We start from the raw sequence: 17,883 nt of genomic DNA on the forward strand, positions 1-17,883 counted from the left end.
AAGGGTGAGTATTCGGTCTGCAAACACGATGTTTAAAGTCATGTTTGCAGAACAACCATTTAGAACTTATATGTACCTCGTACAAAGTACGTACGCCCTAAAGGATCTGCGTAACGTGGGTCATATCCCATTTGAAAGTTATCAATTACATTAGAAGCAGGAGGGTCTTCATCAAAAATATTTTTAATACCAGCGGTCACTTCTAGATTTTTAAAGCCTTTATAAGTGCCTGAAATATTGTATGTTGTATAGTCGCTAACTCTATGGTTTTGGTCGTTAGAGTTTTGATCTTGGTATCCACGAGAGAAGTTCTGTTGCAGATTTAAAGCCCAGTTTTCATAATTCCAATTTAGGTTTGCGGTATGTTTCCAGCGCAGAATAATAGATTGATAGTCTAAGCCGCTATATGACCCAGCAACACCTATCCATTCCCCATCTGGCTCGGCTTGGTATTTGTAATCAGTTATATATGTACCATCAATATTGAAACCGAAACGACCTGTAGCAGTCATTGGAGAAACCCAACTTAAGCCGACGTCGAAACCAGAAGTTTTAATTCCACCTAAATTTTGTTGTGTTGTAATAATATAATCTAATGAGCCATCAGGATTACGTACAAATTTGTCTGCATATTTCACAGGGTCATTAAAAATAGCAGTTTCTGAAAGTGTAGCAATTTGCTTGTCGACTTCGATATTGAAGTAATCAAGAGTGAAGGCTAAATTTTTAATTGGTTCAAATACTAAGCCTGCAGTAAAAGACTTTGACTCTTCTGGATCTAGAGTTTTATTACCTCCATTTTGTCTGTCGAATTGCATCTTACAATCACGTTCTTTTTGTCCTCCTGGTTGTACAACTCCACCAGGGCAAAGCAGTGGATCATTATATGATGCACCTGTATTGGTTATCGAATTTGCGCCATTAACTTCCCAAAGTGTTGGTGCTCTGAAACCTGTACTATAAGTTGTGCGGAACATTAACTGTTTAATAGGTTCCCAACGAAGTGCAAATTTTGGATTAAAAGTATCACCAAAATCATTGTAGTCATCATAACGAGCGGCAATTTGAGCTTCTAAAGTTTTAAGAAGTGGGATATGAAATTCGGTAAATACCGATTTAATATTACGATCGCCAGTATTTACTGGTTCATCAGGATCGACACCTGTACTTGGTGCCACTCGGGCAACATCAGTAACGACTTTTGAAGTCCAATCTTCATAACGATAGCTTGCTCCAACTGCAAAACCAACATCTCCAGCTGGTAATTTAAATATAGGTCGGCTTGCAGTGAAATCAACCGTAGTTGTATCTAGGTTGGCTTTTAAATATTTGCCTTCAACTCCTAACTCATTCCATACATTAGCATCTTCAGGGTTTTGTGGTCCGAATGGGTTTAAAATACCATTATTTAAAGCTTCTTGTGTTTTATCAAAGTTTAAATAGCCACTTACGATAGCATCCGATGCACTACTATGTGCATAGGTAACGCCTGAATTAATGTCCCAACCATGAGTTTCACCCTCAATACCCGCAAACAATCTATGTGATTGGTTAATACTATTACTTATACGATTACCCGATTGTGAACGCAGATATAGAGGGATAGTTCCCTTAGCGCCTGCTAAAGCTGGAGTTATACCGTTTCCTGGATAATATTTACTATTAGAGTCAAGCGTCAGATCAAAAAATACATCTGGTGCAACTGAAGTAGTGACTTCACTTCTTGCATATAAATATTCTGCAATCGCGTTAAAATTATCATTTAGTTTAAATGTAGCTCGGCCCATAGCTGAGATGTCTTCTGTTTTTGGAACAATTCCAATCACAGCTTGACTGTTATATCGACAAGTTCCATCATCGATACTATTAAGAGGGTTATTACCACAACCAGTGGATGCGTAAGGGTTACCTAAACCTGGGACATTGGCAGGGAATGAACCACTACTGGTTCTATTAACACCTAATTCGGGTAATATCCCTCCACGCCGACTAACTTTACGGTCTTGGGCCATAACATCATCGCCTTTGCGATAGTCCACAACACCAAAAACGTTATAGCCATTTTCGTCCAAATCACCGAAGCCGCCAAAGATGCTGTAGTCTTGCTGTTCACCGCCTTTTTGTTCTGGTTTTTGATAACCAGCGGTCAGGTTAAGTCCGGTAAATTGCTTTTTGGTAATAAAGTTAATTACTCCCCCAATTGCATCTGTTCCATAAATGGAAGAGGCGCCATCTCTTAGAACCTCAATGCGGTCTAACATTGCGAGTGGAATAATATTTAAGTTTGTGACGCCACTGTCATATGCATTTGCAGCTAATCGACGACCATTAAGTAAAACAAGTGTTTTATTGGCACCTAAGGCTCTCAAGTTTGCCGCTGAACCGGCTGTTTTACTTGCACCCACGTTACTGGCAGTAACAAAATTAGATTGGTTTGCACTAATTTTGGCTAAAGCTTCTTCAGTTGTAGTTACCCCTTGTTTTAAAATTTCGTCAACTTTTACGATAGTAATGGGTGAAGCACTTTGAGCTGCAACTCCTTTGATTGAAGAGCCTGTCACAGCAACTTTTACAACTTTGACGGGTTTATCATCTGAGTTGGATTGTTCTGTTTCTGCTGCTTGTGCCATGGTAAGACACATCATGCTTAAACTAAGGGTACTTAATTTAAGAATTGTTTTGCCAATCTTGGGGGTTACCTGAGATCGAACATTGTATTTTTTTTTCATCGTGGATTTGATCCCTTTTTGTTGTAGTTAGCGATATTGCTGAAAAGTCTTTAAGCAAAGCAAGTGCCAACTATATATTTTTCTTTTTTTAGTTTATGCAAAATATTGATATATATTGATTTTATTATGTTTGTGAGGAGGTTTTAGGGTTTTCTATCCAGTAAAAAAATTTTCCATTTGGTAATTTTTTTTATGTTGGCTAAAAGTTCCAAAATTATTTGTATAAAAAATAATCATTATTGGGTTGTTCATGTATTGGTTTTTTACTTTTGTATCTTTTTAGAACTTTTTGAAATGTAATTGTATAATGTAACATTTCTTTTAAATTATATTTTTTTGATATAAATTATTGATTTGAGCTAATGTTATTTGCTTACTCTATAAAAAATTTATGAACTAGAATGAAACATTCATGACTTTTAATTGTGCATTATAGGCTAATCATGAATAAGTTATATAAATATAATATTTGGCAAAAACTTACTTTTATTTATATAGTCCCAGAAGTTTTAAGTGCCTAATTAAAATGTAAATTTTAAATATTTCTATATGAATTATTCTTGATCATAAAATATGGCATGAAATTCGCTTTATATTAGATAGTTACAGCTTTCTAATTTCAGTATGATGTTTTCCATTCGATCAAATAAAAGATTGAATAGAAAGGTTAGTAATTTACAAAGAAGAAAGTAGTCCATTGAGAAAGAACTTTTCTTATTCGGATTTAGATGTTACTCAAAAGGATAATATCTTTAAAAAATTAATTAAGTAGGTAGGAACTTGAAATTAAAAATTTTTAAGCTCGCCATTTTAAGTCTGGCTATTACATCAGTTTCTTGTGCTTTCGCCCAAACGCCTGCACAACCAAACAAAATTTTGCATGTTGCCTATGAAGCTCCAGATGATGGCTTCGATATGGTCAAAACTACCAATTTCTATAGTGCTAGTATTGCAGAAACAATTTTTGAACCTTTGCTGAAATATGATTATTTAGCAAGTCCAGTACAGTTAGTTCCTTATACGGCTGAAAGTCTGCCTAAGGTAGACCAAGATGGTAAAGTTTATACATTTAAAATTAAGCCGGGTATCTATTTCACCGATGACCCTGCCTTTAAAGGTAAACATCGTGAACTGGTGGCTGAAGATTATGTTTATGCAATTAAACGTATTTTGGACCCTAAAAATAGGGCACCTGCAGTTTCTTTTCTTGATGGCAAATTAGTCGGAGCTGATGCAGTTGTAGCTCAAGCAAAGAAAACTGGAAAGTTTGATTATGCTGCATCAATTGCAGGGCTTAAAGCAATTGACCGATATACTCTACAATTTACCTTAACTCGCCAAGACTTTAATTTCCCTTATATTCTTGCCTATATTACTTTTGGTGGTGTTGCCAAAGAGGTTGTTGATTACTACGGTGATGGTATCGGTATGCATCCGGTTGGTACTGGACCTTACATGTTGAGTAAATATGTACCAAGAAGTAAGGTCGAATTAGTTGCCAATCCTGATTATCGGGGTTTTGTCTGGAATTTTAAGTCGACAGGAACGCCATGGGATAACCAGCTTATTAAAGAAATGAGCGGTAAGAAAATGCCGCAAATTGGCAAAGTTGTGGTCAGTATTATTGAAGAACAACAGTCACGATGGTTAGCTTTCCAGTCTGGCCAACTGGATTTTGATAGACTTACAGCCGATGCTGTTCCTCAAGCTTTGGATGGAGGTCAACTTAAAGCGTCTTTTCAAAAAAAAGGAATTAAGCATTTTCCTAATAAAGAACCTGAAATGACCTATACGATGATGAACATGCGTGATCCAGTCATTGGTGGTTTTAGTCCAGAAAAGATTGCTCTTCGTAGAGCCATTACTTTGTCTTATGATCAAAAAGAAAGTATACGACAGGCTTATAAAGGCCAAGCTGTTAGAGCTGAAATGTTCATACCTGAAGGTGTAAATGGATATAACCCCAAGTACAGAAGTAGCGTAGGGTACAATCCCTTATTGGCAAATAAACTACTTGATTATTATGGTTATAAAAAAGGGTCTGATGGCTACCGAAAATTGCCAAACGGCAAACCTTTAGTTTTAAAAATTAATACTGAAAATAGCTCAGCATCAGTTATTCATTCAGAACTCTGGAAAAAAAATCTGGATGCAATAGGTATCCGTGCTGATTTTAAAGTAAGTAATTTTGCAGATAACTTAAAAGCCGCAACTCAATGTAAATATATGATGTGGAGCGGGGCATGGATTGCTGACTATCCTGAAGGAGATAATTTTGCGCAATTACTTTATGGTCCAAACGCGGGTCAGGGAAACCATGCGTGTTACCAGTCTAAAACTTATGATGCTCTTTATAATCAAGCCACTCATTTACCACCGCAACAACGTCTACCATATTACGAAAAGCTTAACCGCCAGATTGAAGCTGATAATCCATGGATTATTCATGTAACTCGAATTCGTAATTGGTTGATACGACCACAAGTTCAAGGGTTTAAACCCCATCCAATGATGAATACAAACTGGCAATATCTTGATATTACCCCTGTTAAAAAATAATTTTAGATAAAGATAAATATGACTGAAAATTTAATAAAACAGCTCAAGCATTGTAGTGTCGGTTTGTTATTTGCCAGCATGGCATTAACTGGATCTACGACTATATTTGCAAAAAGCCCAGCCGATCCAAATAAAGTTTTACGTTATGTATTCCCGACAGCTGAAACAGGTTTCGACCCAGCTTATATCCATGATTTATATTCGGCGCATGTAACTACTTCGATATTTGAAACTTTATATACCTATGACTATTTAGCAAGGCCCGCAAAACTCGTTCCGCAAATAGCAACTGCTATGCCGAAAATTAGTGCCGATGGTCTGACCTATACCATTCACATTAAAAAGGGTATTTATTTTACGCCAGACCCTGTTTTTAAAGGTAAACCCCGAGAATTAACAGCCAACGATTATGCGTATTCTTTTAAACGCTTATTGGACCCAAATTTACGCTCTCCAAATAGCTGGTTGTTAGAGAACAAAATTGAAGGTATGGATGCATTAATAAAAGCAGCCAATAAAACCGGAAAATTTAACTATGATCAAAAGGTGAGTGGCTTACAAACGCCAGATAGATACACTTTGGTGATTCGTTTAGTTAAGCCAGACTATAACTTTCCTTTATTACTGGCACATGACCCAACAGGTGCAGTGGCACGTGAAGTCATCGAAAAGTATAAAGATAAAGCAGGTTATGTCATGGGCCATCCTGTTGGGACAGGACCTTATGTACTTAGTAAATGGGTGCCTGCTTCGAGGATTGTTTTAAAAGCGAACCCTGACTTTCGCGGCTTTACTTGGAACTTTATAGCGAGTAGTCCTGAAGATGAGGCAATTGTGAAACGCCTTAAGGGTAAAAAAATGCCGCAAATCGGCACAATTGATATTCAGGTTATGGAAGAAAACCAATCACGATGGCTGGCATTTCAGCGTGGTGAAATTGATATATTTCAGCTTGAAGGTCAACTGATCGCAAAAGCAATTAAAGACGGTAAATTAAGACCTGAACTTGCTAAAGAAGGTGTGCAGCTATCTCGTATTGTTGATCCTGAAATTAGCTATATCTATTGGAATCTTAAGAATCCGGTCGTTGGCGGAATGAGTAAAGAAAAGATTGCCTTGCGCCGTGCTATTGCAATGTCTCGTTCAATAGATCAAGAAATTAAATTAGTAAGAAATGATGATGCTCAGCATTTAGATTTTCCAGTTCCACCAGGGGTAGTGGGTAACGATCCACAGTATAGAAGCAGTACGCCATATTCCGTGAAAGCAGCAAATTTACTATTAGATCGATATCACTATAAAAAAGATGCCTCAGGTTGGCGTACACAGCCAAATGGTAAGCCTCTGGTCATTGAATATATGGCGCGTAATGACAGTATTGGTCAGCAAAGTGCTGAACTTTGGAAAAAGAACTTTGATAGTTTAAATATTCGCATGGTCTTTAAACCCATGCTTTTTGCAGATCTCATTCGAGCGCAAAAACAATGTGAAGGTATGTTTGGTTCTTCTGCATGGATAGCCGATTATCCAGATGGGGATAATTTTATGCAGAATTTTTATGGACCCAATACGCATATGACAAACTGGTCTTGTGGTTCGACACCAGAGTTTGATCAGTTGTATCGTCAGACACAACAAATGCAAGCAGGTCCTGAGAGAGATGCACTTTATCGAAAAATGACACGTTTATTAGAAGTGTATATGCCTGTTCAGGTCTCTTATGCACGCTACCGAAATATGCTGGCTCAACCACAAATCATTGGATATAAAAAGCATCCAATTTTACATGCTGAGTGGATGTACATTGATATCGATACACATACTAAATCTAATCATTAAATGAAAAAAATTGGAGATATGATGAAAAAAAATCCACTAAAAATGACTACTTTATGTATGTTAGCAATAGGCATAAGTCAGTTTGCAACGGCAGAGACAACACGTCCTACTTTACCATTACTTAAAGCCCAACAACTTCCAGCATGGTGCGATGCTAATTTAAAAAAGATTCAGCAACAGATTACAATTTTTGAAAAAACGCCTGTTAAAGATAATGCAGCAGCGGCACCTATATTGGCAAAATGGGATAAAATTTTTGCGCATTTTGAAGATTTTTCAGGTCCAATAAGTCTATATAGTAACGTAGACCCAGATGCAAAGTTACGTAAGGCAGCAGAAGACTGTGAAATCAAAATTAATCAGTTTCACACTGATATATTTCAGAACCCGAAGCTATATAACTTAATTAAAAATACACAAGCAACAGACCCAATTGACCAAAAATACCGCCAAGATATTCTAGATCAGTTTGAAGACACAGGTGTTCAACTTGAACCAGTAAAGCGTGCACGAATGAAGGCTATTCTGGATGAGTTGACTAAACTTGAGCAAGAATATGCCCGTAATGTTCGCGATAATCCGGAGAAACTTGAGTTTACTCCTGAAGAGATGAAAGGCTTACCTCAAAGTTATATTTCAGCATTAAAGAAAAATGCTAAAGGCAACTATTTATTAGGTTTTGAATATCCTGAATATCGTCCATTTATGGAGTTGGCAGATAATGATGATGCCCGAAAAAGATATCAAATTGCCTTTACTCGACGTGGTACTGAGCAAAATTTAAAACTACTTAAACAGGCAATAGATTTGCGTTATGAGCTTGCGCAATTATTTGGAAAAGCAAGTTATGCAGATTGGGTTTTAAAAGACCGTATGGCTAAAACGCCTGAGGCTGTAAATCAATTTTTAGCAGAAGTCCAAAAAACAGTAGCACCACTTGAACGTAAAGAAGTAGAAGAACTCCGTGAATTTAAAGCACAAACCTTAAAAACCCCATTAGAAAAAACCGAGATCACACGTTGGAGTGAAGCTTACTGGAGTGAGAAACTTCGTAAGAGTAAATATCAGATTGATCAGGAAAAACTTCGTGATTATTTCCCGACTTTAGCTGCACAGAAGTGGTTGTTCGCCATTTCATCTGACCTTTATGGCATTGATTTTAAACCCGTCAAAGTTAAAGCATGGCAGGATGAAGTTGAATATTACGATGTAGTTGACAAAAAAACAGGAAAGCTTCTTGGCGGCTTATATATGGATAAATTTCCTCGTGAAGGGAAATATGGCCATGCTGCCGTTTGGGGAGTATACGGTGGCAGCACTTTAACCAATCGATTACCCGTGTCGGCTTTAGTCACCAATTTTAACCGTAAAGGTTTAAATAGTGATGAACTTGAAACTTTTGTTCATGAGTTTGGTCATGCTTTACATGGCATTTTGTCAAATACACGTTATGCCAGTCAGTCTGGAACCTCTGTAGAGCGTGATTTCGTAGAAGCGCCGTCTCAAATGTATGAAGAGTGGGCACGCCGTAAAGAGACTTTATCTAAAGTGGCTGATTACTGTGATCCAGCATGTCCACGTGTTGATGATGAGTTAATTTCTCGTTTAAAAGCTGTACATAACTATGGTCGTGGCTTGCGTTATGCACGTCAGACTCTTTATGCACAGTACGATATGTCATTGCATACTGCCGATGCATTAAAAGTAAAACCTTTGGAAAATTGGCAAAAAATGGAAGCTGCTACAGCTTTAGGGTATGTGCCAACAACAGAGTTTCCTGGGCAGTTTGGGCATTTGATGGGCGGTTATCAAGCAGGTTATTACGGCTATATGTGGTCTGAGGTTTTAGCTTTAGACATGCTTTCTGCCTATGGGGACAACCTTAATAACCCGCAAGTTGGACAGCGTTACCGTCAAACCGTTTTGTCACAAGGTAGCCAAAAACCGGCAGCTGAATTAGTTAAAGATTTCCTTGGCCGTGAACCTGATAACAAAGCGTTCTTTAATGAAATTACCGGACAACGAGTTAAATAAGGAATTATCACTATGCTGGCATATGTTATTCGGCGTTTATGGCAGATGATTCCAACCATGTTGGGGGTAGTCTTACTTATTTTTATTCTTTTTAACTGGGTAGGTGGCGATCCTGCTTATATTTTAGCGGGCAAGATGTCTAATCCTGAGCAGATCGAAAATATTCGTAAACAGCTAGGAGTCGATCAGCCTTATTACGTACAGCTCTGGATTTTTATTAAACAAATACTGACTTTTGACTATGGCGCGAGTTGGAGTACGGGAGAACCTGTTTCTCAAATTATTTTAACTCGATTAGGGCCATCGCTCACGCTTTTAATACCGCTCACTATTTTACAGACGGTTATTTCAATTATTTTGGCATTGGCTGTTGCAGCTGTACGTGGTTCTCTAACCGACCGTATGGTCATGATGCTCTGTACCATCGGCATGTCGATCAGCATCTTAGTTTACATTATTGTTTTTCAATATGTTCTTGCGTATCAGCTAAGTTGGTTCCCTGTACAAGGCTGGAGCGATAGCTTTACTGATAACTTATTTAAGTTTGCCTTACTACCGATTCTAATCATGTTGGTTGTGAGTATTGCACCGACCTTACGTTTGTATCGTAGTTTTGTGCTTGATGAAATTAATCAGGATTACGTTCGAACAGCACGTGCCAAAGGTGTCGGTGAAAGCCGAATTTTAGGTGTACATGTACTGCGTAATGCTTCAATTCCTATTATTACCGATGTGATGTCAAGTTTACCTGCATTGCTCATAGGTGCATTTTTAATTGAACGTTTTTTTGGTATTCCGGGTATTGGTCGAGAGGTCATTATCGCAGTTGAGCGGAGTGATTTTCCTGTTATTAAGGCCATTACAGTTTACATTGCTGCTGCAACCATGATTTTTAACCTGATTGCCGATTTGGTCTACAAAGTGGTTGATCCACGTGTACAGTTGAAGTAGGTGGGCTATGCTGAGCGTTTTATCAAAAAGAAAACAACAAACAAAAGCCGCAGCTCATTCATCTGGCCTGTGGAAACTTGCCATGCGGCGTCTTCGGGCGGACAAGATCGCAATGTCATCACTAGTGATTGTATTGCTTTATTTTATTATCTTGGCTCTATCAATGACTGGGGTGATTGCATCTGACTGGAACAAAGAAGTTGCAGTGAGTTACGCGCCACCTACATTTATAGGAGCAGATAAGACAACAGAAACAGGGCAAAATATTGCGGTGGTTGATGAGGAATTACCAGAAAATCCTGTAGATCCTTTAAAAGATGTAATCCACCAACTTAAGGCTGAAATTAAACAAGAGAAAAGCTCTGGAAGCGCGATTAATTATTATGGTGTAGTTGACCCATTAGCTGATGATATGAAAGCCATTGATCAACAGCTTGGCGGGCATCTTCTAGATCAGCAAGCAGAGCTAAAAAGTACCCTTGTGTTTGGAGCCGACAAATGGGGACAAGACGTTTTAAAGAAAACAATTAAAGGTGCTGAAACTTCAATTATTGTTGGGGTGATATCTGCCTTACTTGCGGTAGGTATCGGCACGCTTTTAGGCGCAATTTCTGGATATTTCGGTGGTTGGGTGGATGATATTCTCAACTGGTTTTATAACATTTTTACTTCAATTCCCTATTTATTATTGGTGCTTGCTATTGCTGCCGTACTTCAACAAAAAGGCATATTATCCATTGTTCTGATTTTAGGTCTAACGGGCTGGACGGGTGTTTATCGTTTAATTCGTGCCGAATATATGAAACATACTGCACGTGAGTACGTTCTTGCTGCTAAAGCAATTGGCGTTGGACACTTCCGCCGTATGTTCATTCATATTTTTCCAAATGTCAGCCATATCGCTTTGGTCCAAATGTCAATTCTGGTGGTGTCTTTCATTAAATCTGAGGTCATCTTGAGTTTCTTAGGTTTTGGTGTGCCTGTAGGCGTAGTGTCTTGGGGCAGCATGTTAAATGAAGCCCAGAGTGAACTTCTTTTAGGTAAATGGTGGCAGCTTGTCGCAGCCTCTGTCGCAATGGCTGTTTTGGTTACGGCATTCTCAATGTTTACTGATGCACTTCGTGATGCGTTAGACCCAAAGCTAAAATAAAAGGAAGGTCCAAATGATAGAACAAGAAAATAAGAATGAACCGTTGCTTCAGGTTAAAAATTTACGAGTAAGTTTTAAAGGTGAAGATAAGCAATATATTGAAACCGTAAAAGGCATTTCTTTTGATATTCCAGCGAATACGACTGTCGCTTTAGTCGGTGAGTCGGGCAGTGGTAAGTCGGTAACTTCGTTGGCTACGATGGGATTGTTACCTGTTGGACAAAGTAAAATTGATGATCAAAGTAAAATTATATTTGAAGGCACGGATCTACTCAGTTTATCTCGTGCAGAGATGCGTAAAATCTGTGGTAAAGATATTGCCATGATTTTTCAGGAGCCGATGTCATCATTAAATCCAGTTTTTACGGTTGGCAACCAAATTGCAGAAGTATTGTGTCTGCACATGGGGTTGAGCCGTAAACAGGCTCGCCAGCGTGTTTTGGAGTTGCTTAAAGAAGTAGGTATTCCTTCACCAGAAACCAAGATTGATGCCTATCCTAATCAACTTTCAGGGGGGCAACAGCAACGTGTCATGATTGCTATGGCAATTGCGTGTGAGCCTAAACTGCTCATTGCCGATGAGCCGACTACGGCACTTGATGTCACGATCCAAAAACAGATTATTGATTTACTCGAGTCATTGCGTAAGCGTCGTCAAATGTCGATGCTTTTTATTACCCACGATTTGGCGTTGGTCGGTGAAATTGCAGATCAAGTCATTGTAATGCGTCATGGTGAAATTAGAGAGCAAGGCGCTGCTGAACAGGTTCTTGAACAGCCTCAAGATGTATATACCCGAGCATTACTTTACTGTCGTCCACAAATATCACAGCGTCCTTATCGACTGCCTGTGACGAGTGATTTTATGCGCCAAGAAGATAATGTCTTGGTTGAGCAAAGTTTTGATGCTTCGGACATTCCGCAGCGTAAACGTGGCTTAAATGGCGATGAGAAAATTATTTTAGAAGTGAAAGATCTGAAAAAAAGCTTTTATAGTCGTAAAGGATTATTTGGCAAAGACGAGTTTCAGGCCGTAAAAGGAGTTTCTTTTAAACTTGCTAAAGGAAAGACTTTAGGTTTAGTCGGCGAATCAGGGTCGGGTAAAACGACGGTAGGTCTATTACTTATGCGGTTACATCAAGCATCTGGTGGGCAGGCTTTTATTGAAGGAAAAGATATTCTTTCATTAACTGAAAAAGAGTTTGCTAAATATCAACGAAAAATCCAGATCATCTTTCAAAACCCGTATGCCTCTCTTAATCCACGCTTTACGGTTGGACAGATTTTATTAGAACCCATGCAGATCCATAACATTGGTAAAGATGATGCTGAGCGTAAACAAATTGCGCTTGAACTACTTGAGCGAGTGAATTTACCTGAGCAAGCTTATTATCGATATCCACATGAATTTTCGGGAGGGCAACGTCAACGTATTGCGATTGCACGTTGTTTAACGTTAAAGCCTGAAATTTTGATTTGTGATGAATCTGTCTCGGCGCTAGATGTGTCTGTACAGGCACAAGTACTTAACTTATTACAAGACCTACAAGATGAGTTTGGGCTCAGTTATATCTTTATTTCGCATGACTTATCGGTTGTGAAATATATCTCTGATCAAGTCATGGTCATGAATCATGGGGAGGTGGTAGAAATAGCCAATTCAGATGAGCTATATGCGCATCCTCAGCACGATTATACTAAACGTCTATTACAAGCTATTCCCCAAGGGATTCAACACGTTTCATAAGCGTAAAGTTATGTCGCTAAAGGCACTTTCAAGTGCCTTTTTATTTGGTTTATCGGGTAAATGCTTATAAAATAAGAGAGTGAAAAATACAGTAGTTTATCTTTGCTATGTGTGCCAACTTTAAACCTTTAACTCTTGCCCAATTACAGCAACTTAAATTGCCTGTGGTCGGATTTAGCTATGCCGAAGAGGTTTATCCTGCGGGTACAATGCCGCTATTATTCAAATCACCCCAAGGTCTTGAGTGGCGTGAAGTCATGTTTGGCTTGGTTCCAAAATGGGCAGAAGATACGAATATAGCAAAGCATACCTACAATGCTCGTCATGAAACGATTTTCCAAAAACCGAGTTTTCAAGAAGCTGCACTTAAATGTAAGTTTGGTGTGATTCCGGTGACAGAATTCTATGAAAGTAAATATATAAATGATAAACCTGAGCGGTGGGGTGTACGCCGTAAAGATGGGCAAGCTTTTTTTATTGCAGCAATCTATGAAATCTGCAAAATCAATGAAACTGTGATTCGTTCTGCAAGTATGTTGACCATGGATGCCATAGACCATCCTATGATGAAAGATTTTCACGAGCCTGGAGATGTCAAAAGATCAGTGATTGTGATCCCACATGACCGACTAGAAGAGTGGTTGAGTTTGGAGTCACCTGATATTTCAAGTTTTATAGAAGGTTTTCCAGTTGAAGAGTTTGAATGCTCTCATGTACCAAAAGAAAAAATTATAAAACCTACGCCACAGTTAAGCATGTTTGAATAGTAATAAAATCAAGAAGAGGTTATTGATGTCAAAATTGAATCAATAACCTATATTGCTTATTCAATTGTTTTACTTAAGGTCTGGACCTGAGAATCTTGAGCTAGATAGCTCAACTCAATGGGTGAAATCACAAAAGTTGTATTGTCTGATGTCTGTTTAAACACAAAGCCATATTCAAAAGACTGACTATTTTTACTTGGTAACCAGAATAGATAAGGACACCCTGTATAACTGCCATCCCAACCCATTTCTCTTGCTAAAGCCAAAGCTGTATCTGATTTCGCAATGATTTCTTTGAGAGACTCTTTATCCCTGGTTGAAACATCACCATCATCATCTGCAAATGTTTGTAGGAACTCATTTAAGGGCGTGAGTTCTTCCCAGTTATGTTCTATTGTCGAAAAATGATATCCATATAGCATCATGTGCACTTTCTTCCATCTTGTTATTGTGTGATTGAACATAACAAGAAATACATGAAAAGGAAATGGATAAATCTGATTTAAGTTGTTTATTTTTCATAACTTATAGATTGTTTTTTGTACGGAATAAAGGCCATTTTAAAACCTCATTATTATTCATGTTAACTATATAGCATGCCCAGAAAGCGGCAATCATCTAATGACTAAGATAGATTTTTAGTAAATCAAACTGTTGGCGAATATTGAATTGTTCATAATTCACCTATAATAGAAATGAAACTATGTAGAGCATATTTATGTTTATAACAACTACGCGCCCACAAGATACTTTGATTAATCAGCTTCTTCCAGTTTTGGAACAAGCCAGCCAAATTTTATTACAAGAATATCAAAATTATTCTGCGGGTTATGAGTTCACTATTCATGAAAAACAAGACGATTCACCTGTAACTCAAGCAGATTTAAAAGTGAACCTTTTTTTATTAAAACACTTGGCAGAAATTACTCCAGAGTTGCCAGTTTTGTCGGAAGAAAGTGATTATAGTGCGCGGCATGACTGGTCCACATGCTGGATGTTAGATCCTCTTGACGGAACTAAAGAATTTATACATGAACGTGATGAGTTTACGATAAACCTAAGTTTGATTAAGGGTAAAGAGACGATCTTTTCAGTTATTGCTGTGCCGTGTGAACAGGTCGTGTACTTAGGATATCTGCAAGATTTGCCTTTTAAATATAGTTTCACTCAAAAACAATGGTACCAATATCAAATAACTTCGCCTTCACCAGATGCGCCTATACAAATAGGACTGAGTCATGGCAGTAAAAATCCGAAATATCAAAAATTTATTCAACCTATCGAAGAAAAACATAGCATTATTCGTCGAGAAGCAGGAAGTGCCTATAAATTTTGCATGATGTTAGAAGGTGAAATAGATATTTACCCACGCTTTCATCCAACCTCTGAATGGGACACAAGTTCCGGGCAAGGTTTGTTAGAGAGTATAGGCGGTGGTTTACTTACGCTTGATGGGAAACCTTTTGAATATAACCAGAGACACACGGTTTTAAATAAGGGCTTTATCGCATTTCGTGATCAGGAAAGCAAAAAAATAGCATTTGAAGCATTAGCCCAATCAGGTGTTATAGATTGAGAGTTATGCCAGACATGTTATAGTGGCAAAGTATTGAAAAAAGATGACAAGATAACAATGGCACTCGATTTATTGCCTAAAAGTATGTTTGAAGCAATTGATTTATTGCCCGATGCTTCAACTCCCGTGACCTTATTTACGCGCCATTCTCTAAGAGAACTTGTAGACGGGCAGGGTTTAGCAGGATATGACCTCCAACTTACTCCTCAAGGGCGTGAGCTTGCTCAGGCATGGGGTAATTATTTAATTAAAAATACAGATCGTGTTATCCAGCATTGTATTTCAAGTCCAATACAACGTTGTGTCGATACGGCCGCGCTCATGATTGAAGGGGCTGATGATGTAAGTCCTGAATTTAATACTCATACGATTGAAATTGTTGAACAGGGACTACTGGTTGAGCCAGGCAGTTTTGTATTAGACATACAACAAGCTGCTCCTTATTTTAAAAAGCAGGGTGCTTTAGGTTTTATTAATAGTTTTGTAAATAATGCATTACCTGGCATGAAGCATCCAATTACAGGTGTTTTAGATGTACTAGAGCTTATTTACCATACGAATCCTAAAACTCAAGGCGGACTTAGTTTGGCTGTAAGTCATGACACTATTATTGCTGCAATTGTTGCTGTAATTTCTGGTGAAAATAAAATTAAGAAAGAAGATTGGCCTGAAATGATGGAAGGCATATTTGTATGGTTTGAAGGTGAAGAATTTCCAAATTGCAAATTAAAATGGATTTGGAGAGGTAAGGCCTATGAGCTAAATGTAGCCAAATTTCGAAAAACGCTATAAGCTCAAAAACGATAGATAATAAAAAAAGCCCTAGCGGGCTTTTTTTACATGCTTCAATTAGTTAGCTAACGCTTTAACTTGAGCATTTAAACGGCTCTTATGACGAGCAGCTTTATTTTTGTGGATGATGCCTTTATCAGCCATACGGTCGATTACAGGAACAGCTTTTTGGTAAGCTTCTGTAGCAACAGCATGATCACCACCAGCAATTGCACTTAAAGTACGTTTGATGTATGTACGAACCATAGAACGCAAGCTTGCGTTGTGTTTACGTGCAGTAACGTTTTGACGCGCACGTTTTTTAGCTTGAGCAGAGTTTGCCACTCTTGCACTCCTTGAAAATAAGTTGGTCTGGGCGGGCTGTGGTCAATCCAGTAAACTGGTGTAACCATCACCAGCCCGTAAACAAGTGCCATATTGTGATGAATCAACACCGTGAAGTCAAGCCTTGAGAACGTTTTAAGCTGTTTTAGGGGCTGTTAAAACGGTAAGAAAAGGTTAAATTTAAAGCAAAGCCAAATAGGGATGGATAAAAAATGACAGCAAGTAAGAAAAAAGCGATTGTGCTTGGCGCAACAGGGTTAGTCGGATTAGAACTTGTAGAAAAGCTCCAGCAGGCTCCAGAATTTGAAGCCATTACGTTGGTGGTTAGAAAAGAATCTCAAGTATTTAATACATATGACAAAGTTAATCAATTCATCATGGAAGATTTCTTAATGTTGAATGATGAAGATGTGAATGGTCATACCCATGCATTTAGCTGTCTGGGAACAACATTAAAAAATGCGGGCTCAAAGCAGGGTTTCTACGCGGTAGATTATGAAATCAATGCTCATTTGGCGGATTTGGTACAAGATAAACATATTCATCTTTTATTAGTGAGCGCTCTTGGTGCAAATTCGAACTCACCTATTTTCTACAATAAAGTAAAAGGACAATTAGAAGATTATATTGAGAGTCTAGAGCTCGAAAAATTATCTATTTTTAGACCCTCTTTACTTATTGGTAAGCGCAGTGAGGTGCGGTTTATAGAGGATTTGGGGCAGAGTCTATTTAAATTTATTGAGAATAAATTACAAAAACCATTCAAATATAAGCCTGTAACTGCGGAGCAATTGGCTCATACCATGGTCGTAGCGGCGCTAACGCAAATTGAAGCATTCAAACGTTATGATAATCTGAGCATACAGAAAACTCGATAAGGGAGAAAAAAGTGTCGACAGTACCATTTGTAACATGTGATTTATTAGATGATAACCCTGAGAAAGACTTACAAGTCGTAATTCCGTCCATGGATGGTAAGTTCTTTCAAAGCTATGGCGCACGTAAAACTTTCGGGGGACAGGTTGTAACAGTAAAGTGCTTTGAAGATAACTCACGTGTAAAAGAGTTATTGGCAACAGATGGTACAGAGAAAGTATTGGTGGTAGATGGCGGCGCCTCTATGCGCTGTGCACTCATGGGAGACATGATTGCTGAATCAGCAGTTAAAAATAACTGGAATGGTGTGGTAATTTATGGCTGTGTGAGGGATGTTGATGCACTTGCAACTTTAGATTTAGGCGTGCACGCATTGGCTGCAATTCCGCAAAAAAGTAATCGTAAAGGCATTGGCGAAGTAGACACCACTTTGTATTTTGGTGGTGTCACAATTCAATCGGGCGATTTTATCTATGCTGATAATAATGGAATTGTGATTTCAAAAGAAAAATTAGTTTAATCACAGTCTACAGAAGGAT

General features: G+C 38.2%; 14 protein-coding genes. 11 read left to right on the forward strand and 3 right to left on the reverse strand.

Annotated features, from left to right (window positions below; all coding sequences use genetic code 11):
• Nucleotides 1-59 precede the first annotated feature (59 nt).
• Nucleotides 60-2,729, reverse strand: coding sequence for a TonB-dependent receptor (locus tag ACINWC141_RS01245; protein ID WP_009387140.1), 2,670 nt, complete (start codon nucleotides 2,727-2,729; stop codon nucleotides 60-62).
• Nucleotides 2,730-3,509: 780 nt separating this feature from the next.
• Here ACINWC141_RS01245 and ACINWC141_RS01250 point away from each other — a divergent pair.
• The 7 genes from ACINWC141_RS01250 (at nucleotide 3,510) to ACINWC141_RS01280 (ending at nucleotide 13,776) form a co-directional block, all read left to right on the forward strand.
• On the forward strand, nucleotides 3,510-5,288 hold the full coding sequence (locus tag ACINWC141_RS01250; protein ID WP_009387089.1) for an ABC transporter substrate-binding protein: 1,779 nt from the start codon (nucleotides 3,510-3,512) through the stop codon (nucleotides 5,286-5,288).
• Nucleotides 5,289-5,306: 18 nt separating this feature from the next.
• A complete protein-coding gene (locus ACINWC141_RS01255) occupies nucleotides 5,307-7,127 on the forward strand; it encodes an ABC transporter substrate-binding protein (RefSeq protein WP_009387074.1) in 1,821 nt (606 codons plus the stop codon).
• Nucleotides 7,128-9,161, forward strand: a complete 2,034-nt coding sequence (locus ACINWC141_RS01260) for a M3 family metallopeptidase (RefSeq protein ID WP_081399973.1) — start codon at nucleotides 7,128-7,130, stop codon at nucleotides 9,159-9,161.
• Between the two features lie 12 nt (nucleotides 9,162-9,173).
• Nucleotides 9,174-10,112, forward strand: coding sequence for an ABC transporter permease (locus tag ACINWC141_RS01265; protein ID WP_009387186.1), 939 nt, complete (start codon nucleotides 9,174-9,176; stop codon nucleotides 10,110-10,112).
• 7 nt (nucleotides 10,113-10,119) lie between these two features.
• Nucleotides 10,120-11,262 carry an ABC transporter permease gene (locus tag ACINWC141_RS01270; protein ID WP_009387192.1) on the forward strand — a complete coding sequence of 381 codons (1,143 nt, stop codon included), beginning with the start codon at nucleotides 10,120-10,122 and terminating at the stop codon, nucleotides 11,260-11,262.
• Between the two features lie 13 nt (nucleotides 11,263-11,275).
• On the forward strand, nucleotides 11,276-13,009 hold the full coding sequence (locus ACINWC141_RS01275) for an ABC transporter ATP-binding protein (protein ID WP_009387178.1): 1,734 nt from the start codon (nucleotides 11,276-11,278) through the stop codon (nucleotides 13,007-13,009).
• 107 nt (nucleotides 13,010-13,116) lie between these two features.
• The gene (locus ACINWC141_RS01280; protein WP_009387157.1) at nucleotides 13,117-13,776 is read left to right on the forward strand and encodes an SOS response-associated peptidase family protein; all 660 of its coding nucleotides are present in this window, start codon (nucleotides 13,117-13,119) and stop codon (nucleotides 13,774-13,776) included.
• A gap of 56 nt (nucleotides 13,777-13,832) precedes the next feature.
• Here the strand turns inward: ACINWC141_RS01280 and ACINWC141_RS01285 are convergent, their stop codons facing one another.
• Nucleotides 13,833-14,201, reverse strand: coding sequence for a hypothetical protein (locus tag ACINWC141_RS01285; RefSeq protein ID WP_009387158.1), 369 nt, complete (start codon nucleotides 14,199-14,201; stop codon nucleotides 13,833-13,835).
• A 293-nt stretch (nucleotides 14,202-14,494) separates the two neighbouring features.
• Here ACINWC141_RS01285 and ACINWC141_RS01290 point away from each other — a divergent pair, with 293 nt between their 5' ends.
• Together ACINWC141_RS01290 and ACINWC141_RS01295 are read left to right on the forward strand one after the other, a co-directional pair.
• On the forward strand, nucleotides 14,495-15,352 hold the full coding sequence (locus ACINWC141_RS01290) for a 3'(2'),5'-bisphosphate nucleotidase CysQ family protein (RefSeq protein ID WP_009387061.1): 858 nt from the start codon (nucleotides 14,495-14,497) through the stop codon (nucleotides 15,350-15,352).
• 57 nt (nucleotides 15,353-15,409) lie between these two features.
• Nucleotides 15,410-16,144, forward strand: coding sequence for a histidine phosphatase family protein (locus tag ACINWC141_RS01295; RefSeq protein ID WP_009387127.1), 735 nt, complete (start codon nucleotides 15,410-15,412; stop codon nucleotides 16,142-16,144).
• Between the two features lie 57 nt (nucleotides 16,145-16,201).
• Here the strand turns inward: ACINWC141_RS01295 and rpsT are convergent, their stop codons facing one another.
• Complete coding sequence (gene rpsT / locus ACINWC141_RS01300; protein WP_003651535.1) at nucleotides 16,202-16,468, reverse strand: 30S ribosomal protein S20; 267 nt, start codon at nucleotides 16,466-16,468, stop codon at nucleotides 16,202-16,204.
• A gap of 212 nt (nucleotides 16,469-16,680) precedes the next feature.
• On the opposite strand from rpsT, the gene ACINWC141_RS01305 reads away from it, so the two are divergent.
• Together ACINWC141_RS01305 and rraA are read left to right on the forward strand one after the other, a co-directional pair.
• Nucleotides 16,681-17,346 carry a Rossmann-fold NAD(P)-binding domain-containing protein gene (locus ACINWC141_RS01305; protein ID WP_009387095.1) on the forward strand — a complete coding sequence of 222 codons (666 nt, stop codon included), beginning with the start codon at nucleotides 16,681-16,683 and terminating at the stop codon, nucleotides 17,344-17,346.
• Between the two features lie 11 nt (nucleotides 17,347-17,357).
• Complete coding sequence (gene rraA, locus ACINWC141_RS01310; protein WP_009387056.1) at nucleotides 17,358-17,864, forward strand: ribonuclease E activity regulator RraA; 507 nt, start codon at nucleotides 17,358-17,360, stop codon at nucleotides 17,862-17,864.
• Nucleotides 17,865-17,883: the final 19 nt, after the last annotated feature.

Source organism: Acinetobacter sp. WC-141 (assembly GCF_000313935.1).
Taxonomy (GTDB): Bacteria; Pseudomonadota; Gammaproteobacteria; order Pseudomonadales; family Moraxellaceae; genus Acinetobacter.